This window comes from Qipengyuania gaetbuli (assembly GCF_009827315.1).
GTDB classification, from domain to species: Bacteria; Pseudomonadota; Alphaproteobacteria; order Sphingomonadales; family Sphingomonadaceae; genus Qipengyuania; species Qipengyuania gaetbuli.
In genome coordinates, this window is record NZ_WTYF01000004.1 from 1,901,910 (window position 1) to 1,927,259 (window position 25,350).

The window sequence follows — 25,350 nt, forward strand, 5'->3', positions numbered from 1 at the left end:
AGAACGGTATGGACGATACCGCAGACCTCACCCAGCTCGACCCGCGCTACAAGACGATGATGCGTCTGGTCGCGGCGATATTTGCCGTTTTCCTGTTCGTCGGGGCGAGCATTGCCGAAATGGCGATACCCGGCTGGACGGGCATCGTCTGGGTCCCGGCGCTGCTGGTTATCCTCTACGTCGTTATCTGGCTGCCGATGCGGCGTTTTGCGGCGCGCGGTTATTCGCTGGCGGAGGAGCGGCTGAGGGTGGTGCGCGGTGTACTGTTCCGCTCGGACACGGTCGTGCCCTTCGGCCGCGTCCAGCATATCGATGTCGACCAGGGACCGCTCGAACGCGCCTTCCACCTCGCCACGCTGACCGTGCACACGGCCGGCAGCCATAATGCGTCCGTTTCGCTGCCCGGCCTCGCGCATGAGGATGCCGTCGCCATGCGCGAGGAAATCCGTGCGGCCATCCGGCGCGACACCCAGTAATGCAACCGCCCGCGACCCCGCAGCGTACCGATCCGCGCAGCTTCGCAGTGCGCGCGGTGACGATGCTGTTCCAGCTCGTCGTTCCGATGGGTATCGCGGCCGTGACGATCTTCGACGATGGCGAGTTCGCCGGACGGATCGCCTATGCCGTCCCTTTCATCGTCGCGATCATCCTGTTCAACGTGGCGGTCGCCTACCTGCAATGGACGCGGCTGACATACACGGTGGGCGAAGCGGATATCCGCGTCGAGAGCGGCCTTTTGTCGCGTGCTGCCCGTTCGGTCCCCTACGAACGCATCCAGGACGTGAGCCTCGAACAGAAGCTCCTGCCGCGCCTGTTCGGTCTCGTCGAAGTGAAGTTCGAAACGGGTGCGGGCGGCAAGGAAGACCTGGCGCTGACCTATCTGTCCGAAGCCGAAGGGGAGCGCCTGCGCGAACTGGTGCGCGAACGCCGCGAGGGCGATGCGCCTGCCATCGCTGAGGCCGTTCCCACCGAAGCTTTGCCGGAAACCGCACCCCTTTTCGCAATGGACGGCAAGCGCGTCCTCACCTTCGGCCTGTTTGAGTTCTCGCTCGCCGTAGTGGCAGTGATAGGCGGTCTTGCGCAGCAGTTCGAATTCCTCCTGCCGTTCGACCTGTGGGACATCGACGGCTGGCTGGAGAGGCTGACCGGTCCGGGCCAGTGGCTCGCGGGGTTGGGCCCGCTGGCGCAGGTGGTCGGCATAGCAATGGCGCTAGCGAGCCTCTCGCTGATCGGCTTTGCGACCGGCATCGTCCGCACCGCGCTGCGAGAGTGGGACTTCCGGCTCGACCGCACGGCCAAGGGCCTGCGTCGTCGCCGTGGCCTGCTCACCCGCACCGACCTCGTCATGCCCGTGCACCGCGTCCAGGCATTGCGGGTGGAGACGGGTTTCCTGCGCCGCCTGTTCGGCTGGCACAGCCTCAAGGTTGTCAGCCTCGCGAGCGATAGCGGGGCGGCCAATCACGAGGCGGTGCCCTTCGGCCAGATGGATGAAATCGCGCCCGTGGTCGCCGAAACCGGCTTTGCCCTGCCGCCGCAGGACACGATCTGGATGCGCGCGATGGACCGCTATCGCTTCGACAATATCGTGCTGGCGGCCATCGTGCTGCTACCGGCCACCATCGCTGCCATTTTCATCGCCGATTCGCTCCAGTGGCTAATGCCTGCCGGAGTGCTCGGCGCAGCCGTGGTGCACAACTGGTGGCGCTGGCGTTATGACCGGCACGCGATCGATGCCCGCCAGCTCTACAGCCTGCACGGCTGGTTCTCTCCCAGCCTCGCGATCGGCTCGCGGGTGAAGCTGCAGTCGGTCGAAATCCTGCAGGGTCCGATCGCACGCCACCGCGGCTATGCCAGCCTGCTGCTGGGGCTGGCGGGCGGCAATCTGCGCGTGCACGGAATGCCGGTCGACCGCGCGCGCGAATGGCGCGCCGGGATACTCGACAGCATCGGCAGGACCGATTTTTCAGAACTCGTCGAAGCGCAGGTGGATGCCCGCGCGACCTAGGCGCGCAAGTCGGACAGCTCCGCATGGCGGCGGAAATAGGTGTCGACATAGGAGCAGTCGGGCGCGATGCGGAAACCCTGCTCGCGTGCATCGGCGATCATCGCATTCACCAGCTTTTCGGCAATACCCTTGCCCCGCGCCGCGGTCGGCACGAAAGTATGCGTCGCATGGCGCACCTTGCCATCCCCCCGCCAGGTCAGTTCGGCATCGCGCGGTGCGCCTTCGACCGTGGCGAAATAACGGCCTGCGGTTTCGCTGCCGTCGTGTTCGACGGTGATCGTATCGCTCACAAAATATCCTTTCTGTGCAAGCAACGCCGTGCGCGCTAGTGGCGTTCCTGACATGAGCCAGGCCCTCTTTCTTTCCGACAATGCCGCCCGCGTCCATCCCAGCGTCTGGGAGGCCATGCAGGCGGCCGATGCGCCCGATTCTCCGTACGACGGCGATGCCGTCAGCGCGGCGCTGGACGAGAAGTTTTCCGCCCTGTTCGGCCGCGAGTGTGCCGCGCTGTGGGTGGCGACGGGAACGGCGGCAAACTGCCTTGCGCTTGCCACCATGGTCCAGCCGCATGGCGGCGTGGTCTGCCACGAGGAGGCGCATATCGAGGTGGACGAAGGCGGCGCGCCCGGCTTCTATCTGCACGGTGCCAAGCTGCTGCTCGGGCAGGGCGAGGGCGCCAAGCTGACGCCCGATGCAATCCGCGCCGTGATCGACCCGATCCGCGACGACGTCCACCAGGTCCAGCCGCACGCGATCTCGATTACGCAGGCGAGCGAATATGGCCGCAGCTACCGGCCGGACGAACTCGCGCAGATTTCCGCGCTGGCACGCGAACGCGGGCTCGGGCTCCACATGGACGGTGCGCGCTTCGGCAATGCGGCTGCGTTCCTCGGACTTCCCGCCGCAGAGGTGGCAGGCGATGTCGATGCGCTGAGCTTCGGATTCGTGAAGAACGGCGGCATGAGTGCAGAAGCGATCGTCTTCTTCGACGCCTCGCTGGCCGATGTCGCGCGCTATCGCCGCAAGCGCGCCGGACATTTGCAAAGCAAGGGCCGCTATCTCGCCGCCCAGATCCACGCCATGCTGGAGGGCGATTTGTGGCTCGCCAATGCCCGCGCGGCCAATGATGCGGCGCAGGAAATTGCCAGTGCCTGCAGCGACCGGCTGATGCACCCGGTCGAAGCGAACGAGCTGTTCGTGAACTGCACTGCTGCCGAGCGCGAGGTGCTGCGCGGTCAGGGATTTGCTTTCTACGACTGGGGCGATGACGCGGCCCGCTTCGTCACTGCCTGGAATACGCGCGAGGAAGACGCCCGCGCGCTGGCGACAGCGATCGCCGCTCTATGAGCGCAGCGTCCGGCGACGAAAGCCTGCTTTTCCCGCGCAATCTCGCGGCCTTCCTGCTGGTGAGCGTGATCTGGGGCGGCACATGGCTGGTGATCCGCGACCAGATATCCTCGGTCCCGCCAAGCTGGTCGATCGCTTACCGCTTCATCGTCGCGGCTGCGGGGATGTTCATCCTCGCCAGGATGCGGGGCGAGCCGCTGGCACTCCCGCGCGAAGGCTGGGTCTGGGTACTGGCGCTGGGCCTGTTCCAGTTCTCGCTCAATTTCAGCTTCGTCTACAATGCGGAACACTACATCACCTCCGGCCTCGTGGCAGTGATGTTCGCGCTGCTGGTCGTGCCCAATGCCGTGCTCGGCCGCTTCGTATTGGGCCAGCCGATCCGGCGCGAGTTCGTGATCGGGTCTGGCATCGCGGCGGTCGGTGTCGCCATGCTGTTCGCGCATGAATATCGCGCATCCCCGGCAACGCTCGGGGAAGTGCTGCTCGGCGCGGCGCTGACACTGGGCGGGATCCTGTCCGCCAGTGTCGCCAATATCGTGCAGGCGACCGAGGGGGCGAAACGCATCCCGCTGCGCACGCTGCTCGCCTGGGCAATGCTGTGCGGCGTGGCGATCAATTCGATTTTCGCGCTGGTGACGCAGGGCCCGCCGCAATTCGATCCGCGGCCCGAATATGCCCTCGGCATCCTCTACCTCGGCCTGATGGGATCGGTCGTTACCTTCCCGCTTTATTACGGCCTTGTGCGCAAGGTCGGGGCAGGGCAGGCAGCCTACAGTTCGGTCGTGGTGCCGGTGGTGGCAATGATCCTTTCGACCCTGTTCGAAGGGTTCCAGTGGGATTGGCTGCCTGCAGCCGGAGCCGCCATCACGCTCGCCGGCATGGTCGTCGCGATGCGCACCCGCGCCGCGCCGCCGCGCCGCGCTACTCCCGAGCCCTGATCGCCGCCAGCCCTTCGCGGTATGTCGGATAGAGAGGCTCCCAGCCGAGCACTCGCTTCGCCTTGCCGTTCGCCACGCGCCGGTTCTCCGCATAGAAGCCGCGCGCCATGGGCGAGAGGTCGGCCTCTTCCATCGATTGCAGCGGTGGCGGCTCCTGCCCGAGCAGGCGGCAAGCCTCCTCGATCACGGCATTCTGGCTGGTGGGCAGGTCGTCGGAAAGGTTGTAGGCGCCCTCCGGCGCATCACTGTCGATTGCCGCGACCACGCCGGCCACGATATCGTCGACGTGCACCCGGCTGAACACCTGCTCCGGCAAGTCGATCCGATGGGCCTTGCCCGAACGCACACGGTCAAGCGCACTGCGTCCCGGGCCGTAGATGCCGGGCAGGCGGAACACGCGGGCGCCCATCGCAAGCCAGCGTGAATCGCATTCCGCCCGCGCGGCGCGGCGCCCGGTTCCGACAGGCGCACTCTCGTCAACCCAGGCACCCTGCGCATCGCCATAGACGCCGGTCGAGGACAGGTAGCCGAGCCATTTGTCCCCCAGCACATCGCCGAAGCCATCGAGCACCGGATCGCTTTCCTCTGCCGGCGGGACGGAACTCAGCAGGTGGCTGGCATCATCGAGTGCGGCGAGAACGCCTTCGCGATCGGCGAAATCGAGATCGCCCGCACTGCCGGTGGCCCGCACCTCCCAGCCGCGCCCGTGCAGCGCGTCGGCTATGCGCGAGGCGGTGTAGCCAAGGCCGAAGATAAGAAGGCGGCTCATTCGGCGTCGAGATAGCCTTCCTCGGGAATGACGACCTGCGGATCGGTGACATTGTCGGCCTTCCACTGCATCGCCATGCGAACGCGGGTTGCGCCGCTCGGGTGGTCGAAGAACAGCATTTCCTCGACCAGACCCGGCTCGATCTTGCGATATTCCGACAGGCGCATGGCTACCTTGGCGAAACCGTCCGGCTCCTGCGCCGCATCGAGCCCGAAGGCATCGGCCTCGCTCTCCGCCCAGCGGACGAGCGAATTGGTCGCCGGGGTCATCACCAGCATCCACGCGGAAAACAGGATCGTCAGGACCGGCAGCGAAGCCGGGTCGGTGATGTCGCGCACATCCCATTTCTGGCCGTGCCGCGCGATCAGCCGGGGTGCGACGCGGCTGATCGTGAACAGGCCGGTGCCGAAAATCGCGAGGTAGATGCCGACGATCCACCAGACGTGGTCGAGCTTGTAGTGACCCATCTCGTGACCCATCACGGCAAGGATTTCCTCCTCGCTGGTGCGTTCGAGCAGGTTGTCGTTGAGCGAGATGCGGATCGTCGGGCCGAGCCCGGATACGTTGGCCGAAATGCGCTTGTGCTGCTTCGACTGGTCGAACACGTAGATGTGCTCGGCCGGGATGTCGTACTTCGCTGCCACCGCCTCGATCCTGTCGCGCAGCGGGCCTTGTTCCATTTCCTCGTAGGTGTTGAAAAGCGGCGAGACGAACACCGGTGCCAGCACCATGCCGACCAGCATGAACACCCCGATGACGCCGGTCGCCCAGAGCCACCAGCTCTTCGGCGCGCGCCGGATCAGCGCATAGATCGCTATGATCAGGAGCGGCGCGATGATGAGTTCGATGGCGAGCCCCACCAGCTGTTCGCCTGCCCATGTGCTGAAATTCTGCGACATCAGGCTGTACTGCTGCTCGCGGAAGAACTCCGTGTAGATCGTCCAGGGGAGCAGCAATATCGGCGCGACGATCGAGTAGAGCAGGGCGGTAATGCCGGTGACTGCCCAGCGGCGTTTGCTCACCCGCTCGCCGATGTTGCGGAAGGCTGCGGCCAGGCGGAAGCGCAGCAGCAGCCAATCGGCCAGGATGCTGGCCAGTGCGCCCCACAGGATCAGCCAGTAGCCCCCTTCGAAATAGGCGTCCGACTGTGCGCGGGCCGGGCCCTGCAAGGTATCGAGATAGGCGCGCGTCGCGGTTTCGACATCGAAACCGCCCGCTGCCGTGGCAAGCAGGTCCAGCATGGCAAATTCCCTCCTGCGCGCTGGCTGCGGGAGAGCGGCGAATCTGTCAATCGCACCGCGCTTGCGGTCCGACGAGTGAACGCAAGCCCTCGACGGGCGTTGGTTTGGGTGACACAGAGCACCCGACCCCAGCATTTATCAGGAAAACCATGGATATCGCCCGCACCCCCTCGAACCCCGACGGCAATATCGAGATGGCCGATGCCGCGATGCAGCCGCACGATCCGCCCGAGATCCGGCGCGAGGATTACCGCCCATTCCCCTGGCTCGTCCCCGACACCCGGCTCGATTTCGAACTCGGCCTCGACAGCACGCGCGTCCGCTCGCGCCTGACCGTCGTTCGCAATGCAAAGGCGGACAAGTCGCCCACAATACGCCTGAACGGCGACGGTATTACCGCCACCCGCGTCAAGGTCGACGGCGAGCCGACCAGCGCCTTCACCATGGACGGCGACGATATAGTGCTGACCCTGCCGGGCGATGCGCACGAGATCGCCATCGAGACCGAGATCGATCCGGCATCGAATTCGCAGCTGATGGGCCTCTATGCCTCGAACGGCATGCTTTGCACCCAGTGCGAATCCGAAGGCTTCCGCCGCATCACCTTCTTCCCCGACCGGCCCGACGTGCTTTCGACCTATACCGTCCGCATGAGCGGGCCCAAGGCCCAGTTCCCGATCCTGCTGTGCAACGGCAACCGCGTGGCGACGGGCGAGGAGGGCGCCGACCACTGGGCTGAATGGCACGACCCGTGGCCCAAGCCGTCCTATCTTTTCGCGCTGGTGGCAGGCGACCTTGTCGCCAATACCGACAGCTTCACCACCATGAACGGCCGCAAGGTCGAACTGAACGTCTGGGTCCGCGAAGGCGATCTCGAACGCACGCAGCACGCCATGGACAGCCTCAAGCGCTCGATGAAATGGGACGAGGAAGCCTTCGGGCGCGAATACGACCTCGACCTGTTCAACATCGTCGCGGTGAGCGATTTCAACATGGGGGCGATGGAGAACAAGGGGCTCAACGTCTTCAACACCAAATACGTGCTGGCCGACCCCGACACCGCGACGGACGGCGATTTCGACGCCGTCGAAGGCGTGATCGGGCACGAGTATTTCCACAACTGGTCGGGCAACCGCATCACCTGCCGCGACTGGTTCCAGCTCTCGCTCAAGGAAGGCTTCACGGTCCTGCGCGACCAGCTGTTCAGCCAGGACATGGGCTCTGCCCCGGTCAAGCGGATCGAGGACGTGCGCATCCTGCGCAGCGCGCAGTTCCCCGAGGACAGCGGCCCGCTGGCGCATCCGATCCGGCCCGACAGCTACCGCGAGATCAGCAATTTCTACACTGCGACGGTCTACAACAAGGGCGCCGAAGTCATCCGCATGATGCGCACCATGGCGGGCGAGGAACGGTTCCGTCAGGGGACCGACCTCTATTTCGACCGTCACGACGGCGAGGCCGCAACCTGCGAGGATTTCGTCAAGTCGATCGAGGACGGCGTGGGGCTCGACCTCACGCAGTTCCGCCTGTGGTATTCGCAGGCCGGCACGCCGAAAGTGACCGTCGACCTGTCGCACGAAGGCGACGAGGCGGTACTGAAACTCGGCCAGACCGTGCCGGAAACGCCCGGCCAGCCGCTCAAGCAGCCCATGCCCATCCCGCTCAAAGTTGCCCTGTTCGACCGGGCGAGCGGAAAGCATTCGGGCGAACAACTGGTCGTGCTTGACAAGGCGAGCGCCGAATACCGCTTCCAGGGCTTTGCCGAAAAGCCGGTGCTCTCGATCAACCGCGGTTTTTCCGCGCCCGTCACGGTGGAACGCAGCATCCCGCGCGAGGAGCTAGTGTTCCTCGCCGCGCGCGACGACGATCCCTTCGCCCGCTACGAGGCGATGCAGGACCTGATGGTCGGCCATCTCGTCGCCGCGGTCGGCGGGACGCTTTCGGACGATGAACGCAGGGGCGGGCGCGAGGATATCGCCGAGGCGATGCGCGCGATCCTGACCGATGCCAAGCTCGACGATTTGATGCGCGGCGAACTGATGATCATGCCGAGCCAGACCTACATCGCTGAGCAGATGGACGTCTCCGACCCGGGCCGCATCCATACCGAGCGCGAGGCGCTTAAGGCGGAACTGGGCAGCAGGCTCTCGGCAGAAATGCACGCGCTCTACGACCGCGCGGAGAAGATCCCCTTCTCGCTCGAGGCGGAGGCCAAGGGCGCGCGCAAGGTCAAGACGCTGGTGCTGACCTATGCCGCCGCCAGCGATCCTGCCAAGGCTGCCGAGCTGGCCGCCTCCCAGTACGAGCGCGCCGACAACATGACCGACCGCCAGGGTGCGCTGATGGTGCTGACCGGCCTCGAAGGGGTGGAGCGGACGAACAAGCTGCTCGACTTCTACAACCGCTATCGCGGCAATGCGCTGGTGGTCGACAAGTGGTTCGCGCTGCAGGCGTCCTCGCTGCACCCCGGCGTGGTGGAGCATGTGAAGGCCTTGGCGGAACACCCCGACTTCACCTTGCGCAATCCCAACCGCGTGCGCTCGCTCTACATGGCCTTTGCGGCCAATCCGCACGGCTTCCATGCCCCCGACGGGGAAGGCTATCGCATGATCGGCGACCTGATCCTCGCGCTCGACCCGATCAACGCCCAGACCGCGGCGCGCTTCGTGCCGCCGCTCGGCCGCTGGCGCAGGATCGAACCGGGCCGTGCGGCGATGATGCGCGAGCAGCTGGAACGGATCGCGGAGGCGCCCAAGCTGTCGCGCGATACGTTCGAGCAGGTGACCCGCTCCCTTGGCTGAGATTGTCCGCTCCCCGCTGCTCGAAGGGCTGCCCCACGGCTTCTCGACGCGCGGCGGGCTGACCTCCGACGACGTCCTGCCCGGCGCGCCCCTCTGCAAGCTGGTGCAAATCCACTCCGCCGATGCGATCAAGCTGCGCGAGCCGCCCAGCGAGCCGCGCGAGGGCGATGCGCTGGTGACGGACAGGCCGGGCCTCCTGCTGGGCATCGTCACGGCCGATTGCGCGCCGGTTCTCCTCGCCGACCGCGAGGCCGGAGTGGTCGGCGCGGCGCATGCCGGCTGGCGCGGCGCGCACCGCGGCGTGCTGGAAAACACGATCGAGGCGATGGAATCGCTCGGCGCTTTGGCATCCCGGATTGAGGCCGCCATCGGGCCGACCATCGCGCAGGCCAGCTACGAGGTGGACGGCGGCTTCCGCGACCAGTTCGAGGCGGACGACGGGCGATTCTTCGAAAGCGGGCAGGGAGATCGCCTGCAATTCGACCTGCCTGCTTACGTCGCGCACCGGCTCGGCAGGGCAGGCGTCGGGCGAATCGACGACTTGGCGCTCGATACCTATGCCGAGCCTGCGCGGTTTTATTCCTATCGCCGCGCCACGCACCGGCAGGAGCCCACCGAGGGGCGCCAGCTCAGCGTTATCGGGCTTCGTGGATAGTTGCATGTTTGCGAACGCCCGTCGCCAAAATGGCGGTTGGCAAGGATGCGCAATAAGGCTAGAGGCCCGGACCAAACCGGGACACCGGGGGCTTTCGCGCAGGCTTTTTCGGCACGCCGAAGCTGCACCGGAATCTCCGGCAAACGGATCGCAATTCTTTTGGTCGAACGCCCGTCCCGGGCGTGTGACATGTAAGGCAGGCAAGGCAACGCGCTGATGGCAGACACGACTGCAACCGCTTCCAACGAAACCGTGACCACGACCGAGGACGGCATCCGCCGTCGCGACTTCCTCGACGTGGCAGCAATCGGCGCAGCCGGCGTCGGCGGCCTCGCGGTCGTCTACCCGCTGGTGAGCCAGATGGCGCCCTCCAAGGACGTCCTTGCTGCCAGCACGACCGAAGTCGACGTTTCGGCGATCCAGCCGGGGCAGGCCATCAAGGCCGTGTTCCGCAAGCAGCCGCTGTTCGTGCGCCGCCTCACCCCGGCGGAAGTCGCCGAAGCCAACTCGGCCCCGCTGTCGGCGATGCGCGACCCGCAGACGCTGGAAGAGCGGACCAAGGAAGGCCACAACGACATGCTCGTCACCATGGGCGTTTGCACCCACCTCGGCTGTGTGCCGCTGGGCGCCGCCGAAGGCGAGGTGAAGGGCGAATTCGGCGGCTATTTCTGCCCCTGCCATGGTTCGCACTACGATACGGCCGGCCGCATCCGCAAAGGCCCGGCACCGACCAACCTCGAAGTGCCGGAATACGAGTTTACCTCGGACACGGTCATCCAGGTCGGCTGAGCTAAGAGACGAGAGACAAGATCATGAGCTTTCCCTGGGCACGCGAATACCAGCCGAGCAACGGCTTTACCCGCTTCCTCGACGAGAAGCTGCCGCTTCCGCGCCTCGTCTATAACGCTGTCGGTGCCGGCTACCCGGTTCCGCGCAACCTGTCCTATTTCTGGAACTTCGGCGTGCTCGCCGGCGTGTTCCTCATGGTGCAGATCGTCACCGGCATCGTGCTCGCCATGCACTACGCGGCGAATGCGCAGGTCGCCTTTGCGACGACCGAGCACATCATGCGCAACGTCAATTGGGGCTGGCTGATGCGCTATGCGCACGCCAACGGCGCCAGCTTCTTCTTCATTGTCGTCTACATCCACATCTTCCGCGGCCTCTTCTACTCTTCGTACAAGGCCCCGCGCGAGATGATCTGGCTGCTCGGCGTCGTGATCTTCCTGCTCATGATGGCCACCGCCTTCATGGGTTACGTCCTTCCCTGGGGCCAGATGAGCTTCTGGGGCGCGAAGGTCATCACCGGCCTGTTCGGCGCGATCCCGCTGGTCGGCGAGCCGATCCAGATCTGGCTGCTCGGCGGTTTTGCCCCCGACAACGCCGCACTGAACCGCTTCTTCTCGCTGCACTTCCTGCTGCCCTTCGTGATCCTGGGCGTGGTGATCCTGCACATCTGGGCGCTGCACATCCCGGGTTCGTCGAACCCGACCGGCGTCGAAGTGAAGAGCGAAAGCGACACCGTTCCCTTCCACCCCTATTACACGGCGAAGGACGGCTTCGGCCTCGGCATCGCCCTGCTGGCCTATTTCGCGCTGGTCTTCTTCCTGCCCAACGCGCTCGGCCACCCGGACAACTACATCGAGGCGAACCCGCTCTCGACCCCGGCACACATCGTTCCGGAATGGTACTTCTGGCCGTTCTACGCGATCCTGCGTGCTTTCACGGTGGACTTCATCCTGCCGGCAAAGCTGTGGGGCGTGATCGCCATGTTCAGCGCCATCCTGCTGTGGTTCTTCCTGCCTTGGCTCGACAAGTCGCCGGTGCGCAGCGGCCACTACCGCCCGATGTTCCGCAAGTTCTTCTGGTTCGGCCTGATCCCGGCGATGATCGTCCTGTTCATCTGCGGCGGCGCTCCGGCTGAAGAGCCCTACGTGATGCTCAGCCAGATCGCCACGGCCTACTACTTCCTCCACTTCCTGGTGATTCTGCCGATCGTCAGCAGCGTGGAGAAGCCCGAACCGCTGCCCTATTCGATCACCGAAGCGGTCCTGGGTTCGGACAAGAAGGCCGTGCTCGGCGAAAACACGACGCCGGCCGTCTAAGCGATACGAGAAAGATACAAGGTCATGACCAAACTCCTCAGCGTCCGCCTCGTCGCCATTCTCGTCGGCCTCGGCTTCGCCTTCGTTGCTCTCTTCGCCTTCGTGATCGGCGCCTATAACGCCGCCACCGAAGAAGCGCAGGGACACCTGCCGTATTCCAAGCCGGTGGACGTCGACTATTCGTTCGACGGCCCCTTCGGCACTTGGGACAAGGCGCAGCTGCAGCGCGGCCTCAAGGTCTACAGCGAAGTCTGTGCCGCTTGTCACAGCCTCAAGTTCGTTGCCTTCCGCAACCTCGAGGAACTCGGCTATTCCGAAGGCCAGGTGAAGGCATTCGCCGCTTCCAAGCAGGTCCCGGGCATCGACCCGCAGACCGGTGAAGCCAACATGCGTCCGGGCCTGCCGACCGATTACTTCCCGTCGCCCTACCCGAACGCGGTTGCCGCTGCGGCTGCTAACGGCAACGCGATCCCGCCGGATCTCTCGCTGATCACCAAGGCACGCGGCGACGGCACGAACTATGTCGCCTCGCTGCTTCAGGGTTACCAGGAGCCGAGCGCGGAACTGCTGGCAGAACACCCCGAAGCGGCTCCGTCGCCGGGCCTCCACCACAACATCTATTTCCCGAACCTCAACCTCGCCATGGCCCCGCCGATCACCACCGACGGCCAGGTCACCTATGACGACGGTACCGAGGCGACGGTGAAGCAGATGTCGGAAGACGTCGCCGCCTTCCTCACCTGGACGGCAGAACCGACGCTGGTGAAGCGCAAGCAGACCGGCTGGCCGGTGCTGGTCTTCCTGCTGTTCGCGACGATCCTCGCTTACATGTCGAAGAAGCAGATCTGGGCTGCGGTGAAGCCGCGGAAAGACTGATCCCCGCTTCAATCACGATAACAGGGCGCCCCTCCATCCCAGCGATGAGAGGGGCGCTCTGCATTTCAGGAGTAGCGTTTCGATGACCCCGGCCGAGCTCAAGGCTCTCGTGCGGACCGTTCCGGACTTTCCCAAGTCGGGCATCCAGTTCCGCGACATCACCACTCTGGTCGGGCATGGCGAAGGCTTCCGGGCCAGCGTGGATTGGCTGGTCGAACGGGTTGCCGATTCTGGCGCGCAGGCGATCGCCGGCATGGAAGCGCGCGGGTTCATCTTCGGCGCGGCGAGTGCGTCCGCGCTTGGCCTCCCCTTCATCCCGATCCGCAAGCCCGGCAAGCTGCCGATTGCGACCATCGGCGTCGACTACGCGCTGGAATACGGCGCCGACCGGCTGGAGATGGACCCGACCTCGGTCGCGGCAGGCCAGCAGGTCGCGATCGTCGACGACCTGCTCGCGACCGGCGGCACTGCCTGTGCGGCGGCAGAGCTTCTACGCAAGGCCGGTGCCAGCGTGCCCGTGGCGGCGTTCGTCATCGACCTGCCGGACCTCGGCGGGGCGAAGCGTCTCGAAGCCACCGGCGTGCAGGTGCGCTCGTTGATGGAATTCGAAGGCGATTAGCCGGAAGTCCTGCGAAAATTTGGATATATCGGGCGTTTCGGGCATTGAGGCTGCGTGACGTGCCGCGGGGGCGTCGGCAGTCAGTGCGAGGGGCATGGAACAGACACTTGTCATAGCCTTGGTGGGCATCCTCGGGATCGGCGCGCAATGGCTTGCGTGGCGGACCGGGTGGCCTGCCATCGTCCTGATGCTTGCAGCCGGCTTCCTTGCAGGACCGGTATTGGGCGTGTTCGACCCTGAACACGCGTTCGGCGAACTGCTTGAACCCATGGTGGCCGTCGGCGTTGCGCTGATCCTGTTCGAGGGCGGGCTGAGCCTCGATTTCCGCGAGCTTCGCCACACGGGCAGCGCGGTCATGCGCCTTGCGACCGTCGGCGTGGTGCTGGGCTGGCTGTTCGGCTCGCTGGCCGGCATCTACATCGCCGGCCTTGCGCCCGAAGTGGCGATCCTGTTCGGAGGCATCCTTGTCGTGACCGGCCCGACCGTCGTGATCCCGCTGCTGCGGCAGAGCTCGGTCAAGTCGCGCCCCGCCTCGATCCTCAAGTGGGAAGCGATCGTCAACGATCCGACCGGCGCCCTGTGTGCGGTCATTGCCTTCGAATATTTCCGCAAAGTCGCCGAACAGCCGAACGCTACCCTGTTCGAAGTCGTCCCCCCGCTCATCATCGCTGCCATCATCGCCGGTATCATCGGCTATGTCGCCGCGCTCGCCATCGCCTGGTCCTTCCCGCGCGGCGCGGTGCCGGAATACCTCAAAGTCCCGGTGCTGCTGACCGCAGTGATCGGCGTCTTCGTGATCTCGAACCTGATCGAGCACGAGGCAGGCCTCGTCGCGGTGACCGTGATGGGCGTTGCGCTGGCCAACATGCATGTCTCCAGCCTGCGCTCCATCCATCCGTTCAAGGAAAACATCGCGATCCTGCTGGTGTCGGGCATCTTCATCCTTCTCTCGGCTTCGCTCAGTTTCGAGGACATCAGGCTGATCAACTGGCCGATCGTGGCCTTCCTGCTCGCCCTACTGTTCGTGGTGCGACCGGCAACCATCCTCATCAGCCTTCTCGGCACGAATATCCCGTGGAACGAGCGCCTGTTCCTGTCCTGGATCGCCCCGCGCGGCATCGTCCTGGTCGCCATCTCGGGCCTGTTCGCGCTGCGCCTCGCCGAGCCACCGCTCGCCTTCAAGGACGCGAACCTGCTCATCGGCCTCAGCTTTGCCGTGGTCGTCGTGACCATCGTGGCGCACGGCTTCACCGTGAACCTCGTCGCCAGGCTGCTCAATGTGAAAGGCGCCACCCGGCCCGGCATCCTGATCGTCGGCAGCACGCCCTGGACCATCGCGCTGGCAGAACAGGTGCGTGACATGAAGGCGCCCGTCATCATCGTCGATGCCAGCTGGCAGCGCCTCGCACTCGCACGGCAGAAGGGCATCCCCTTCTACCACGGCGAAATCCTCAACGAAGCGACCGAGCACAATCTCGAGCTCGCGCCCTACCAGAACCTCGTCGCGGCGACCGAGAACGAGGCCTACAACGCGCTCGTCTGCAATGAATTCGCCTTCGAGATCGGGCGCGACAAGGTGTTCCAGCTGGGCGAGGCGGCGCAGAGCGACGACCGCCACTCGCTGCCCGAGAGCCTGCGCGGGCGCGCCCTGTTCGAATCCGGCTTCGGCGTGGAGGACGTGTCCGAGCGCCAGCGCCAGGGCTGGGTCTTCCGCAAGACCAAGCTGTCGGACGAATTCGACTTCGAGGATGCGCGCGAGCGCCTGCCTGACGCCGCTAACATGCTGCTGCTGATCCGCCGCGACGGCACGATCCGCTTCTTCACGCACGCCGCGCGGCCCGAACCGCGCGCGGGCGACACGATCCTGAGCTTCCTCCCGCCGCAACCCCGCACTGCGGAAGACAATGCGGCCCGCCGGAAGCCGGGCAAAAAACAGGGAACCCAGACAGCATGACCCGCCAACCGAGGACCTGGATCCCCACCATCGCGCTGGCCGTGGCTGTCGCAGGGCTTTCCGCCTGTGGCAGCGGTGACGCGCCCGATCCGGAAGCGACGCCCACCGACGGGCCTCGCTCGATTTTCGACAAGGAGGGCGCCGGCCCCAAGGGTTCGGATACCCCCGAAGCCATGCTGCCGCCGCTCGTCACCACGCTGGGCTTTCCCGACGGGACGGCGGAGCTGACCGAAGCGGCGCTGGCGGAACTGGCGACGGTGCTCGATTCCCCGCAAATGGGCCAGGGCGGGCGCATCGTGTTGCGCGGTCATTCCGATTCGGGCGGCACGGATGCAGCCAACCTCGCCGCTTCGCTCGAGCGGGCCGAGGCGGTAGAGGCTTTCCTCGTCGAGAACGGCGTCGCCGAAAGCCGGATCAAGGTTATCGCCTTCGGCGAACAGAACCCGATGGAGCCCAATGCGCTGCCCGATGGCCAGCCCAACGAAGTAGGCCGTGCAGCCAATCGCAGGGTGGAAATCACCATCGAGACCACCAGATTGGAAGAAGAAGACGCGCGCGAACCCACGCTGATCGAGACGATCACCAAGGAGCAAGAAGAAGCGCGCGCGCAATCGGAAGTCGCCAGCGAATGACCTGTTGACGGCAGGCATGTCCCGGTGGCATTTGCGCGGCCGCCCGGACGGACACGAGCGGGTATAGCATAGTGGTAATGCTCTAGCCTTCCAAGCTAGCTAGAGGGGTTCGATTCCCCTTACCCGCTCCAGTCCGCAGGCCTTCAAGCCACAGCCATGTTGTCGATCAGCCGCGTGCCGCCGATCCGTGCAGCGACGAAGAGACGCGCATTGCCGTTGTCTGCATCGAGCAGGACGAGGCTGTCCGCATCGCGCACTTCCGCGTAATCAATACTGTCGAACCCGGCTTCGAGGAGCTTGGCGGAAAGCGCAACGAGCTCATTCTCGACCGCCTGACCACTAACGACAGCCGCGATGGCTTCGCGCATGGCCTGCGGAATTGCCGCTGCCTGGCTGCGCTGCTCTGCGGAAAGGTAGGCATTGCGGCTGCTCATCGCGAGACCGTCCGCCTCGCGCACGATCGGCACGCCGCGAATGTTGTCGACATGGGGCAGGGTGAGATCGAGATCGCGGGCCATCCGGCGAATGACGGCGAGCTGCTGCCAGTCTTTCTCGCCGAAGAAGGCGACATCGGGCATGACCTGGTTGAACAGCTTGCACACGACCGTTGCGACGCCGTCGAAATGGCCGGGCCGGTTTCCGCCGCACAGGCCCTCGCTCACCCCGGCGACCGAGATGTTGGTGGCATAGCCTGCTGGATACATGGCTTCGGGTACCGGCGCCCACAGCAGGACCACGCCTTCCGCTTCCAGCAGTTCGGAATCGCGGGCAAGCTGCCGCGGATAGGCGTCGAGGTCTTCGCCCGCTCCGAACTGGCGGGGATTGACGAAGATCGAGGCCACCACATGGTCCGCCGCCTCGCGCGCGCGGCGCACCAGCGTCAGATGCCCATCGTGCAGCGCGCCCATCGTGGGAACGAGTGCGATCGTTCGCCCGCCTTGGCGCAGGGCTTTGACTTCATTCCTCAACACTTCCAGTTCACGGGCCGTTTGCACCAGTGTATCCCCTTGGATAAGGACCGATGCCAAGCCCTAGCGCCGTGCGCGGGGATGCATCAACCATTTGCGAGAACAGCCCCACCGTGCCTACCGACACGCCCCACTGGATTACCTTCGCCAACGAAAAGGGCGGCACGGGAAAATCGACCACGGCCGTCCATGTCGCGGTTGCGCTGGCCTATCGCGGGGCGGACGTCGTCGCCTTCGATCTCGACCACCGCCAGCGGACCATGTGCCGCTATTTCGAGAACCGCGCGGAGACTGCGGCGCGGCGCGGCATCGAATTGCCGACAGTGCGGTGCCACACGGTCGAAGGCATGGACGAGCAGGAATTCGGCGCCTTCGTGGAAGAGCAGGGGGCTGGCGCCGACTTCGTGGTCGTGGATACGCCCGGGCGCGACGATCCGCTGGCCCGTTTCGCCGCGACGCAGGCGGATACGCTGGTCACGCCGATGAACGACAGCTTCGTCGATTTCGACCTCATCGGCCAGGTCGAGGGCGAGACGTTTAAGGTGAAGAAGCTGTCCTTCTACGCCGAACTGATCTGGGAGGCGCGTATCAAGCGCGGCCGCGCCCAGCTCGAACGCCAGCGCCCGCCGATGGACTGGGTGGTCGTGCGCAACCGCACCGGCCACACCGAGGCGCGCAACATGGCGCGCATCGAACAGGCGCTGGCGGAAATGTCCAAGCGCGTCGGCTTCCGCACGGCCAAGGGTCTGTCGGAACGCGTGATCTACCGTGAGCTGTTCCCTTCCGGCCTGACCCTGCTCGACAAGGGGCACCTGGGCGATCTGGGGACCAGCCATCTGGTCGCGCGACAGGAATTGCGCGGACTGGTCGCCTCTCTGAGGCTGCCCGGTAGCGCAACAGGACCGCATGAAGAGGCTGCCGAATGACACGTTTCATCCTGATCGCCGCGGCACTTTCGATCTTTTGCCGCTGGGCGCTGGGCAAGTGGCCGTGGGACTATCTGAGGCCCGCCAAGACCCGCGAACAGGCGATCTTCAAGGCCCGCCGGCTGCTTAATGTCTCGGCGAGGGCAAGCCACCGCGAAATCCGCGACGCACACCGGCAGATGGCCGCGCTGCTCCACCCTGACAGGGGCGGGGACAAGGCGCAGATGCAGGAATTGAACGCGGCACGCGACCTGCTGTTGAACGAACTACCTTACGAAAATCCGGAGCCTCCCCAATGACACACGCCTTCCACGCCACCATCCTGCGCGAATACGACATTCGCGGGATCATCGGCGAAACCCTTGGGGCGGAAGATGCACGCGCGATCGGGCGCACCTTCGGTTCGATGCTGCGCGAAGCCGGCGGAAGCCGCGTCGCGGTCGGCTATGACGGTCGGGTTAGCTCGCCCATGCTGGAACATGCCCTTGTGGAAGGGCTGACCGCATCGGGCTGCAATGTCGTGCGCATCGGCCTCGGCGCGACGCCCATGCTATATTATGCCGAGGCAAGCGATCACGACATCGACGGCGGCATCCAGATAACCGGCAGCCACAATCCCCCCAATTACAACGGCTTCAAGATGGTGTTCCAGGGCCGCCCGTTTTTCGGCGCGGACATCCAGGAACTGGGGCGCCGCGCGGCTGCGGGCGAGTGGACGGATGGTGCAGGCGAAGTCGAGAAACGCGACATCATCGACGAATACGTCCACCGCATGCTGACCGCGCTCGACGCCATCGACAGCGAAGCGTTGTCGGACATGCGGATCGGCTGGGACGCGGGTAACGGGGCCGCCGGTCCGGCGCTCGAAAAGCTGGTCGCGCAGCTGCCTGGCGAACATCACCTTCTCTACACCGATGTCGACGGCACGTTTCCCAATCATCATCCCGATCCTACTGTCGAGGAGAACCTTGCGGATTTGCGAAAGCTCGTCTCCGCAAAGTCCCTCGATTTCGGTATCGCTTTCGATGGCGATGGCGACCGCATCGGCGCGATCGACGGCGAGGGCCGGGTGATTTGGGGCGACCAGCTGCTGATGATCTATTCCGAGGACCTGCTGCAGACGCTTGGCGGCGCGACGATCATCGCCGATGTGAAGGCCAGCCGCGCCCTGTTCGATCATGTCACCGCGCATGGCGGCGAGCCGCTCATGTGGAAGACCGGCCACTCGCTGATCAAGTCCAAAATGAAAGAAACTGGCTCGCCGCTCGCCGGTGAGATGAGCGGCCACGTCTTTTTCGCTGACGAATATTACGGTTTCGACGACGCGCTCTATGCCGGCGTGCGCTTGATCGCCGCCTCGGCGCGGCTGGGTAAGTCGGTCACCGAACTGCGCGGCGCCATGCCCCAGCTGGTGAACACGCCGGAGATGCGCTTCCAGGTCGACGAGAGCCGCAAGTTTGCTGCCATCAAGGAGGTCGAGGACCGCCTCGCCGGCACCGATGCCGACGTGAACGGCACCGACGGCGTGCGTGTCAGCACGCCCGACGGCTGGTGGCTGCTGCGCGCCTCGAACACGCAGGACGTGCTCGTCGCACGCGCCGAGAGCGACAGCGAGGAAGGCCTTGCCCGCCTGATGGCGCAGATCGACGAACAGCTGGCCCTCAGTGGGCTCGAGCGCGGCGAAAGCGTCGGGCACTAAGGGATTTACGGAGAGGGAATGCCAATGACCAGGTGGCTGCTGGCGCTGGGTGCGCCGCTTGCCTTTGCTGCCCAGCCGCTGGCTGCGCAGGACAATTCCGCCGAGGAAGCGGACATGATGGCGGCCATGGCTGAAGTCTTCGCCGCGCCGCCGCTGACCGCCGAACAGCAGGCCCGCCTGCCGCTCGCCACCACCGTGGTCGACAAGCTCATGCCGCAGGGGACCATGGGCGAAGTCATGGGCTCCATGTTCGAAGGCATGCTCGGCCCGATGATGAAGCTGGCCGAGAAGGCTCCGCCGAACCTGGCCGAACACATCGGCTACGACGCCTCCGAGCTCGATCTCACCGACGAGCAGGTGATCGAGATCGCGGCCATCGTCGATCCCGCCTGGCGCGAGCGGCGCGAGCGCGAGGGCGCGCTGATGCAGGAAGTCATGGTCGACCTGATGACGGCGATGGAACCCGCCATCCGCAAGGGCATGAGCGAGGCCTATGCCGCCACCTTCTCGGTCGCGGAATTGAACGACATTTCGGCCTTCTTCTCGACCCCGAGCGGTGCGACCTTCGCGCGCAAGTCCTACCAGCTGGCCAACGACCCGCGCATCATGGGCGCGGCCATGGGTAGCCTGCCGGTGATGCTCGAACAGTTCGCCGCAATGGAGGCCAAGATGGCTGCCGTCACCGCCGAACTCGGCGCCAAGCGCACCTATGCAACGCTCACCGCAGCGCAGAAGGAGCGGATCATGGGCCTTGCCGGGCTGAGCGCGGAAGAGCTCGAACTGGGGATGCAGGTCGCCGCCGAAGCGGCTGCGGAACAGAACCCCTTCTGAGGCGCGCGGGAACGCACTTCCATCCGGCTCGCTCTGACAGCGTGAGCGACGTGTCCATCCCGCCGGAAATCGCAGACTGGTTCGCCGGTCGCGGCTGGTGCGTGCGCCGCCACCAGGCCGAAATGCTCGCGGCGAGCGATGCCGGCGACCATGCCCTGTTGGTGGCGGATACGGGAGCGGGCAAGACGTTGGCGGGGTTCCTGCCGACGCTGGCCGATTTCACCCCATCACGACTGGCCGGCGGCAAGCCGCACAAAGGGCTGCACACGCTCTACGTCTCGCCGCTGAAGGCGCTTGCCTATGACGTCCAACGAAACCTCCTGACCCCGATCGAGGAAATGGGGCTCCCGATAACGGTCGAAACGCGGAGCGGCGACACGCCGTCGGACCGCAAGCGCCGGCAGCGCCAGAAGCCGCCCAACGTGTTGCTGACGACGCCCGAAAGCCTCTCGCTGCTGCTGTCCTTCCCAGACAGCTTCGCGCTGTTTGCGGGCCTCAAGCGGATCGTTATCGACGAGGTCCACGCCTTCGCCACCGGCAAGCGGGGCGACTTGCTGGCGCTGGCCCTCGCGCGGCTGCAGGCGATCGCACCCGATATGCAGCGCGTGGCCCTGTCGGCCACCGTCGCCAGTCCGGAAGCCTTTCGCGAATGGCTTGCCCCCTGGGGCGATCTCGATTCGGTGCGGCCGGTGGAAGGCGAGGAAGGCGCGCCGTCGGAAGTCGAAATCCTGCTCCCCGATGAAGAGCGCGTGCCATGGGGCGGCCATGCGGCGACCTGGGCGATCCCGCAGCTTTACGAACAGATCCGCAGGAACCGCACCACGCTGGTCTTCACCAACACGCGTTTCCTTACCGAATACATCTTCCAGAACCTGTGGGACGTGAACGAGGACAAGCTGCCCATCGGTATCCACCACGGTTCGCTTTCCCGCGAGGCGCGGCGCAAGGTCGAAGGGGCGATGGCGCGCGGCGAGCTGCGTGCGCTCGTGGCGACCGCCAGCCTCGATCTTGGCGTGGACTGGGGCGATATCGACCTCGTCGTCCAGATGGGCGCTCCCAAGGGTTCATCGCGCCTGCTCCAGCGCATCGGGCGTGCCAACCACCGGCTCGACCAGCCCAGCCGCGCGCTGCTGGTGCCCGGCAACCGCTTCGAGTTCCTCGAGGCGACCGCGGCCAAGGAAGCGGTGGACGAGGGCCAGCGCGACGGCGAGGATTTCCGCCCCGGCGGCCTCGACGTGCTGGCGCAGCATGTCATGGCCTGCGCCTGTGCCGCCCCGTTCGAGGAGCAGGCGCTGCTGGCCGAAATCCGCTCCAGCCTCGCCTATGCCTGGGTCGACGAGGAGGTGTGGCAGCGCGTGCTGACCTTCGTCGCCACGGGCGGCTATGCGCTGCGCGCCTACGACAAGTTCAAGCGCATCGTGCGCGACCGTGAGGGCGTGTGGCGCCTCAGCCATCCCGAACAGGCGCAGCGGCACCGCATGAACGCCGGGATCATCATCGACAGCGAAATGCTCGACGTGCGCATCAATGCCGGGCGCGGCAGGGGCGGGCGTAGCCTCGGCAAGGTGGAGGAACGCTTCGCCGCCTCGCTCAGCCCGGGCGATACTTTCGCCTTTGCCGGCATGAGCCTCGAAGTGGTCAAGCTGCAGGACATGGAGGTGGTGGTGAAGGCCGCCAAGGCATCTGCCATGATCCCGAGCTATGGCGGGGCGCGCATGCCGCTAACGACCCACCTCGCGGACCGGGTGCGCGAGATGCTGGTGGACCGCGCAGGCTGGGCGCGCTTTCCCGACGACGTGCGCGAATGGCTGGAAGTGCAGGACTGGCGCAGCCGGATGCCGGGGCCGGGCCAGCTGCTGGTCGAAAGCTTCCCGCACGCCAAGCACCATTACAGCGTCTATTATACGTTCGAGGGTTGGAACGCGAACCAGAGCCTCGGCATGCTGATTACACGGCGCATGGAGGACCGGGGGCTGATGCCGGGCGGGTTTGTCGCCAACGATTATTCGCTAGCGGTCTGGGGGCTCAAGCCCGTCACCGATCCTGCGCCGCTGCTGTCGCCCGATATCCTGCAGGACGAATTCATCGAATGGGTGCAAAATTCGCACCTCCTGCGCCGCGCCTTTCGCGAAGTCGCGGTGATCGGCGGGTTGGTCGAACGCCAGCATCCGGGCAAGCGCAAGACCGGCAAGCAGGTCACCTTCTCGACCGACCTTATCTACGACGTGCTGCGCAAGTACGAGCCCGACCATGTCTTGCTCGAGGCGGCCTGGGCCGACGCGCGCACGCGGATGACCGACGTGGGCCGCCTCGGCAATCTGCTCGACCGATCGGCAGAGCAGCTGGTCCATGTCGAGCTCGACCGGGTCAGTCCGCTGGCCGTACCCGTCATGGTCATGATCGGGCGCGAGGCGACACCGCAGGGCTCGGTCGACGACGAATTGCTGCTCGAGGCGGAGAGCCTTGCGGGCGCAGCGATGCGGGTCGACGATTTGCCCTAGTTGGGGACGTTGCTGCCGAATTCGCGATACTTCTCGTTCCCGACGAAAGCGAAGCGCGTCACGCCGGCGTCCTTGATGAGCGCGATGGTGCGGGCCGAGGCCTCGTAGCTGGAGAAGGCGTGCGGCTCGAAGCGCAGGAGCGGTTCCTCGGGCATGTCCGCACCGGCGGCGAGCTGGTTGAGAAGCTGCTGCCGGTCCAACTCGGCACCGTTCCAGTAGAGGCGGTCCTGCGCGTCGATGGTGACGACGTTGACGTCCCTGATCTCCTCGGTCGCGCCGCCCGACGGCAGCGGAATTTGCAGCGCATGGGTCGCGATGGGGATCACCATGATGAACATGATCAGCAGGACCAGCATGACATCGATCAGCGGCGTGATGTTCATGTCGCCCATAGGCCGGCCGGCCGGAGCAAGGGTACGCGAGGGATAAGGCATGCTTCTCCTCCTTTGCATGAGACAAGATAACATACCATAGAATTGGAGTAGGACAAGTTAGCGCCGAATTTCCCGCAGGCAAAAGAAAAGGGGCGGATCGCTCCGCCCCTTTCCCATGTTCCGATTGTCCGGCGTTACTGGGCCGAAGCCGACTTGCCGAAGGTGCGGTAACGTTCGTTACCGACGAAGCCGAACTTGGTCACGCCGCTCGACTTGATGATCTGAAGCACGCGGGCCGAAGCTTCGTAGCTGGCCAAGGCTTCCGGCTCGAACTGCAGTTCGGGTTCCGGATTGATGGTCAGCGACTGCGCGAGCAGGTTCACCAGATCGCCTTCCTGGATCACTTCACCGTTCCAGAGCAGTTCGTCACCCTGCGTGATGACGAGCTTGTTCTTGTCCGGCTCCACCGTGACCGGGGGCGGGTTGGGGTTCGGTTGCGGAAGGTCGATGTCGACCGAGTGGGTCGCCACCGGGATGGTGATGATGAACATGATGAGGAGAACGAGCAGGACGTCGATAAGCGGCGTCATGTTCATTTCCATCATCGGCGCGCCATCATCCTTGCCGCCTGACATTGCCATGAGGGTATCTCCCTAGAAATTCGGGCTCGAAGCCGGTCAGCCGTTCGGGTCGACCGGGTTCGAGATGAAGCCGACGGTCGGGTAACCGGCCGCCTGCACGTTGTAGATCGCCCCTGCGACGCACGACCAGGGAGCATTCACGTCGCCGCGAATGTGGACCTGCGGGATCGCTTCGGGATCTTCCATGATCGCTTCGGGTCCACCGTAGCGCTGAACGATCTGGTCGAGGCGTTCGAATGCCTGGTCGTAGAGCTCTTCAGACGTCACCGGCGTGGTGTTGTTGAAGTACACGCGGCATTCGCCGTTGCGTGCAGCCCCTTCGAACCCGGCCTCGCCCGCGCTGCGGCCTGCAGCGTCGGTCGTGCTGACCGTCAGGAGCAGGTTCTCGACCTTATCCTTCGATTCGATCGACTCGAAGATCGGGATCTCGAGCTTCTCGATCGTCTGGATCGCGACCGGGACCGCGATAAGGAAGATGATCAGAAGCACCAGCATCACGTCCACGAGCGGGGTGGTGTTGATGTCCGACATCGGCGTTTCCGCGCTGCCGCCTACTGAAACCGCCATCTTGTGTCCTGTCCGTAGCTAAAACTTATCGACTGCTTGCGGGAATGGCGGGGACCGTCAGGCCCCCGCCGATCCAGCTTACTTCTTGACCGTGGTGCCGGCCGGAGCAGCGGCAGCCTTGCCAGCCTGCTGGGTCGAAGTCGCGGTCATCACTGCCGGGCGGATCTTGCCGTCCGAGCTGATGTTGGCGAGCAGGTCGGTGGTGAAACCGGTCATCAGTTCGGCGATGCGACGGTTACGGCTCTGCAGCCAGTTGTAGGCGAACACGGCCGGAACGGCGACGAGCAGACCGATGGCGGTCATGATCAGTGCTTCACCGACCGGGCCGGCGACCTTGTCGATCGATGCCGAACCGGCAGCGCCGATGTTGATCAGAGCGCGGTAGATACCGATAACCGTACCGAGCAGACCGACGAACGGTGCGGTTGCACCGACGGTCGCGAGGAACGGCAGGCCGCCTGCGAGCTTGGCGTTGATGCTGGCTTCCGAACGAGCGAGCGAGCCGTGCAGCCAGTCGTGGGCTTCGAGGCTGTCGCCCATCTGGTGGTGGCTGTCGCGAGCCTTGACGGCATCGTCGACCAGCTGGCGCCATGCGCTGTTCTTGTCCAGCTTCTTCGCGCCTTCGTCGAGGGTGGTTGCACGCCAGAAGTTCTGACGGACGCCCTTGAACTGGTTCATCACCTTCTGCTGTTCGAACAGCTTGGTGAAGAGGATGTAGAACGAACCCACCGACATGATGATCATGACGGAGAGAATGAACCAGGCAACGAAACCGCCCTGTTCCATGGCTTCCCAGAAGCCGAAAGAGGTCTGCGGAGCAGCATCGCCCGCCGCGGCAAGAAGTTCGATAATCATAGCGAGTAATCCTCTTAGGTAATTGCTTTCAGGCCCAAGACCGGGC

Annotated in this window: 25 protein-coding genes and 1 tRNA gene; 18 read left to right on the forward strand and 8 right to left on the reverse strand. The window is 65.1% G+C overall.

Translation table 11 applies throughout. The features are described from left to right. Positions 1-8: 8 nt before the first annotated feature. Complete coding sequence (locus GRI42_RS11855; protein ID WP_160608685.1) at positions 9-476, forward strand: PH domain-containing protein; 468 nt, start codon at positions 9-11, stop codon at positions 474-476. Further along, the gene (locus GRI42_RS11860) at positions 476-2,005 is read left to right on the forward strand and encodes a PH domain-containing protein (RefSeq protein WP_160608686.1); all 1,530 of its coding nucleotides are present in this window, start codon (positions 476-478) and stop codon (positions 2,003-2,005) included. The genes GRI42_RS11855 and GRI42_RS11860 overlap by 1 nt, the downstream gene beginning before the upstream one ends. On the opposite strand, the gene GRI42_RS11865 is transcribed toward GRI42_RS11860, so the two are convergent. Beyond that, positions 2,002-2,295: a GNAT family N-acetyltransferase gene (locus GRI42_RS11865; protein WP_325065331.1), complete on the reverse strand. Its 294-nt coding sequence runs from the start codon at positions 2,293-2,295 to the stop codon at positions 2,002-2,004. The two genes, GRI42_RS11860 and GRI42_RS11865, sit on opposite strands and share 4 nt — an antisense overlap. A gap of 52 nt (positions 2,296-2,347) precedes the next feature. On the opposite strand from GRI42_RS11865, the gene GRI42_RS11870 reads away from it, so the two are divergent. Together GRI42_RS11870 and GRI42_RS11875 are read left to right on the forward strand one after the other, a co-directional pair. Further along, positions 2,348-3,352 carry a threonine aldolase family protein gene (locus tag GRI42_RS11870; protein ID WP_160608688.1) on the forward strand — a complete coding sequence of 335 codons (1,005 nt, stop codon included), beginning with the start codon at positions 2,348-2,350 and terminating at the stop codon, positions 3,350-3,352. Further along, the gene (locus tag GRI42_RS11875) at positions 3,349-4,290 is read left to right on the forward strand and encodes a DMT family transporter (protein WP_160608689.1); all 942 of its coding nucleotides are present in this window, start codon (positions 3,349-3,351) and stop codon (positions 4,288-4,290) included. Before GRI42_RS11870 ends, GRI42_RS11875 begins: the two co-directional genes overlap by 4 nt. Here GRI42_RS11875 and GRI42_RS11880 read toward each other — a convergent pair. Next, on the reverse strand, positions 4,274-5,059 hold the full coding sequence (locus tag GRI42_RS11880) for a Rossmann-fold NAD(P)-binding domain-containing protein (RefSeq protein WP_160608690.1): 786 nt from the start codon (positions 5,057-5,059) through the stop codon (positions 4,274-4,276). The genes GRI42_RS11875 and GRI42_RS11880 overlap by 17 nt on opposite strands. Next, entirely contained in the window at positions 5,056-6,300 is a 1,245-nt protein-coding gene (locus GRI42_RS11885) for a M48 family metallopeptidase (protein WP_160608691.1), read from the reverse strand. Before GRI42_RS11885 ends, GRI42_RS11880 begins: the two co-directional genes overlap by 4 nt. Before the next feature lie 149 nt (positions 6,301-6,449). Between GRI42_RS11885 and pepN the strand changes: the two genes are divergently transcribed. The 9 genes from pepN (at position 6,450) to GRI42_RS11930 (ending at position 16,073) form a co-directional block, all read left to right on the forward strand. Next, entirely contained in the window at positions 6,450-9,101 is a 2,652-nt protein-coding gene (gene pepN, locus GRI42_RS11890; RefSeq protein WP_160608692.1) for an aminopeptidase N, read from the forward strand. Further along, positions 9,094-9,756 carry a peptidoglycan editing factor PgeF gene (gene pgeF / locus GRI42_RS11895; RefSeq protein WP_160608693.1) on the forward strand — a complete coding sequence of 221 codons (663 nt, stop codon included), beginning with the start codon at positions 9,094-9,096 and terminating at the stop codon, positions 9,754-9,756. Before pepN ends, pgeF begins: the two co-directional genes overlap by 8 nt. A gap of 216 nt (positions 9,757-9,972) precedes the next feature. Further along, complete coding sequence (gene petA / locus GRI42_RS11900; protein WP_160608694.1) at positions 9,973-10,545, forward strand: ubiquinol-cytochrome c reductase iron-sulfur subunit; 573 nt, start codon at positions 9,973-9,975, stop codon at positions 10,543-10,545. 23 nt (positions 10,546-10,568) lie between these two features. Beyond that, complete coding sequence (locus tag GRI42_RS11905) at positions 10,569-11,861, forward strand: cytochrome b (protein ID WP_160608695.1); 1,293 nt, start codon at positions 10,569-10,571, stop codon at positions 11,859-11,861. 24 nt (positions 11,862-11,885) lie between these two features. Continuing rightward, positions 11,886-12,737, forward strand: a complete 852-nt coding sequence (locus tag GRI42_RS11910) for a cytochrome c1 (protein WP_160608696.1) — start codon at positions 11,886-11,888, stop codon at positions 12,735-12,737. 82 nt (positions 12,738-12,819) lie between these two features. Further along, positions 12,820-13,356 carry an adenine phosphoribosyltransferase gene (locus GRI42_RS11915; RefSeq protein WP_160608697.1) on the forward strand — a complete coding sequence of 179 codons (537 nt, stop codon included), beginning with the start codon at positions 12,820-12,822 and terminating at the stop codon, positions 13,354-13,356. Positions 13,357-13,450: 94 nt separating this feature from the next. Then, positions 13,451-15,310, forward strand: a complete 1,860-nt coding sequence (locus tag GRI42_RS11920) for a cation:proton antiporter (RefSeq protein WP_160608698.1) — start codon at positions 13,451-13,453, stop codon at positions 15,308-15,310. Beyond that, positions 15,307-15,942: an OmpA family protein gene (locus GRI42_RS11925; RefSeq protein WP_160608699.1), complete on the forward strand. Its 636-nt coding sequence runs from the start codon at positions 15,307-15,309 to the stop codon at positions 15,940-15,942. Before GRI42_RS11920 ends, GRI42_RS11925 begins: the two co-directional genes overlap by 4 nt. 57 nt (positions 15,943-15,999) lie before the next feature. Further along, positions 16,000-16,073 (forward strand) — tRNA-Gly (locus GRI42_RS11930). A 12-nt stretch (positions 16,074-16,085) separates the two neighbouring features. On the opposite strand, the gene panC is transcribed toward GRI42_RS11930, so the two are convergent. Beyond that, complete coding sequence (gene panC / locus GRI42_RS11935) at positions 16,086-16,937, reverse strand: pantoate--beta-alanine ligase (protein WP_160608700.1); 852 nt, start codon at positions 16,935-16,937, stop codon at positions 16,086-16,088. A gap of 86 nt (positions 16,938-17,023) precedes the next feature. Between panC and GRI42_RS11940 the strand changes: the two genes are divergently transcribed. From GRI42_RS11940 to GRI42_RS11960, 5 genes are read left to right on the forward strand one after another with little or no spacing between them, the layout of a single operon-like run. Continuing rightward, a complete protein-coding gene (locus GRI42_RS11940) occupies positions 17,024-17,836 on the forward strand; it encodes a division plane positioning ATPase MipZ (protein WP_407692168.1) in 813 nt (270 codons plus the stop codon). Then, positions 17,833-18,135 (forward strand): J domain-containing protein, encoded by a 303-nt coding sequence (locus GRI42_RS11945; RefSeq protein WP_160608702.1) that lies wholly within the window; start codon positions 17,833-17,835, stop codon positions 18,133-18,135. Before GRI42_RS11940 ends, GRI42_RS11945 begins: the two co-directional genes overlap by 4 nt. Then, positions 18,132-19,535, forward strand: coding sequence for a phosphoglucomutase/phosphomannomutase PgmG (gene pgmG, locus GRI42_RS11950; protein ID WP_160608703.1), 1,404 nt, complete (start codon positions 18,132-18,134; stop codon positions 19,533-19,535). Before GRI42_RS11945 ends, pgmG begins: the two co-directional genes overlap by 4 nt. 24 nt (positions 19,536-19,559) lie before the next feature. Next, a complete protein-coding gene (locus GRI42_RS11955; RefSeq protein WP_160608704.1) occupies positions 19,560-20,366 on the forward strand; it encodes a DUF2059 domain-containing protein in 807 nt (268 codons plus the stop codon). 41 nt (positions 20,367-20,407) lie between these two features. Further along, a complete protein-coding gene (locus GRI42_RS11960) occupies positions 20,408-22,867 on the forward strand; it encodes a ligase-associated DNA damage response DEXH box helicase (protein WP_160608705.1) in 2,460 nt (819 codons plus the stop codon). Here the strand turns inward: GRI42_RS11960 and GRI42_RS11965 are convergent. The 4 genes from GRI42_RS11965 to GRI42_RS11980 all read right to left on the reverse strand — a co-directional run bounded on the left by GRI42_RS11965 (position 22,864) and on the right by GRI42_RS11980 (position 25,304). Then, positions 22,864-23,301 (reverse strand): ExbD/TolR family protein, encoded by a 438-nt coding sequence (locus GRI42_RS11965; protein WP_160608706.1) that lies wholly within the window; start codon positions 23,299-23,301, stop codon positions 22,864-22,866. The genes GRI42_RS11960 and GRI42_RS11965 overlap by 4 nt on opposite strands. 134 nt (positions 23,302-23,435) lie before the next feature. Continuing rightward, entirely contained in the window at positions 23,436-23,882 is a 447-nt protein-coding gene (locus GRI42_RS11970) for an ExbD/TolR family protein (RefSeq protein ID WP_160608707.1), read from the reverse strand. Positions 23,883-23,918: 36 nt separating this feature from the next. Further along, positions 23,919-24,449 (reverse strand): ExbD/TolR family protein, encoded by a 531-nt coding sequence (locus GRI42_RS11975; RefSeq protein WP_199800462.1) that lies wholly within the window; start codon positions 24,447-24,449, stop codon positions 23,919-23,921. Positions 24,450-24,527: 78 nt separating this feature from the next. Then, positions 24,528-25,304, reverse strand: a complete 777-nt coding sequence (locus GRI42_RS11980) for a MotA/TolQ/ExbB proton channel family protein (RefSeq protein WP_160608708.1) — start codon at positions 25,302-25,304, stop codon at positions 24,528-24,530. Positions 25,305-25,350 lie beyond the last annotated feature (46 nt).

What these genes read in the sequence shown, in the direction of transcription:
- GRI42_RS11855 (WP_160608685.1), top strand. Translation starts at nt 9, where the DNA reads ATGGACGATACCGCAGACCTCACCCAGCTCGACCCGCGCTACAAGACG.
- GRI42_RS11860 (WP_160608686.1), top strand. Translation starts at nt 476, where the DNA reads ATGCAACCGCCCGCGACCCCGCAGCGTACCGATCCGCGCAGCTTCGCA.
- GRI42_RS11870 (WP_160608688.1), top strand. Translation starts at nt 2,348, where the DNA reads ATGAGCCAGGCCCTCTTTCTTTCCGACAATGCCGCCCGCGTCCATCCC.
- GRI42_RS11875 (WP_160608689.1), top strand. Translation starts at nt 3,349, where the DNA reads ATGAGCGCAGCGTCCGGCGACGAAAGCCTGCTTTTCCCGCGCAATCTC.
- GRI42_RS11880 (WP_160608690.1), bottom strand. Translation starts at nt 5,059, where the DNA reads ATGAGCCGCCTTCTTATCTTCGGCCTTGGCTACACCGCCTCGCGCATA.
- GRI42_RS11885 (WP_160608691.1), bottom strand. Translation starts at nt 6,300, where the DNA reads ATGCTGGACCTGCTTGCCACGGCAGCGGGCGGTTTCGATGTCGAAACC.
- pepN (WP_160608692.1), top strand. Translation starts at nt 6,450, where the DNA reads ATGGATATCGCCCGCACCCCCTCGAACCCCGACGGCAATATCGAGATG.
- petA (WP_160608694.1), top strand. Translation starts at nt 9,973, where the DNA reads ATGGCAGACACGACTGCAACCGCTTCCAACGAAACCGTGACCACGACC.
- GRI42_RS11905 (WP_160608695.1), top strand. Translation starts at nt 10,569, where the DNA reads ATGAGCTTTCCCTGGGCACGCGAATACCAGCCGAGCAACGGCTTTACC.
- GRI42_RS11910 (WP_160608696.1), top strand. Translation starts at nt 11,886, where the DNA reads ATGACCAAACTCCTCAGCGTCCGCCTCGTCGCCATTCTCGTCGGCCTC.
- GRI42_RS11915 (WP_160608697.1), top strand. Translation starts at nt 12,820, where the DNA reads ATGACCCCGGCCGAGCTCAAGGCTCTCGTGCGGACCGTTCCGGACTTT.
- GRI42_RS11920 (WP_160608698.1), top strand. Translation starts at nt 13,451, where the DNA reads ATGGAACAGACACTTGTCATAGCCTTGGTGGGCATCCTCGGGATCGGC.
- GRI42_RS11925 (WP_160608699.1), top strand. Translation starts at nt 15,307, where the DNA reads ATGACCCGCCAACCGAGGACCTGGATCCCCACCATCGCGCTGGCCGTG.
- GRI42_RS11945 (WP_160608702.1), top strand. Translation starts at nt 17,833, where the DNA reads ATGACACGTTTCATCCTGATCGCCGCGGCACTTTCGATCTTTTGCCGC.
- pgmG (WP_160608703.1), top strand. Translation starts at nt 18,132, where the DNA reads ATGACACACGCCTTCCACGCCACCATCCTGCGCGAATACGACATTCGC.
- GRI42_RS11955 (WP_160608704.1), top strand. Translation starts at nt 19,560, where the DNA reads ATGACCAGGTGGCTGCTGGCGCTGGGTGCGCCGCTTGCCTTTGCTGCC.
- GRI42_RS11965 (WP_160608706.1), bottom strand. Translation starts at nt 23,301, where the DNA reads ATGCCTTATCCCTCGCGTACCCTTGCTCCGGCCGGCCGGCCTATGGGC.
- GRI42_RS11970 (WP_160608707.1), bottom strand. Translation starts at nt 23,882, where the DNA reads ATGGCAATGTCAGGCGGCAAGGATGATGGCGCGCCGATGATGGAAATG.
- GRI42_RS11975 (WP_199800462.1), bottom strand. Translation starts at nt 24,449, where the DNA reads ATGGCGGTTTCAGTAGGCGGCAGCGCGGAAACGCCGATGTCGGACATC.
- GRI42_RS11980 (WP_160608708.1), bottom strand. Translation starts at nt 25,304, where the DNA reads ATGATTATCGAACTTCTTGCCGCGGCGGGCGATGCTGCTCCGCAGACC.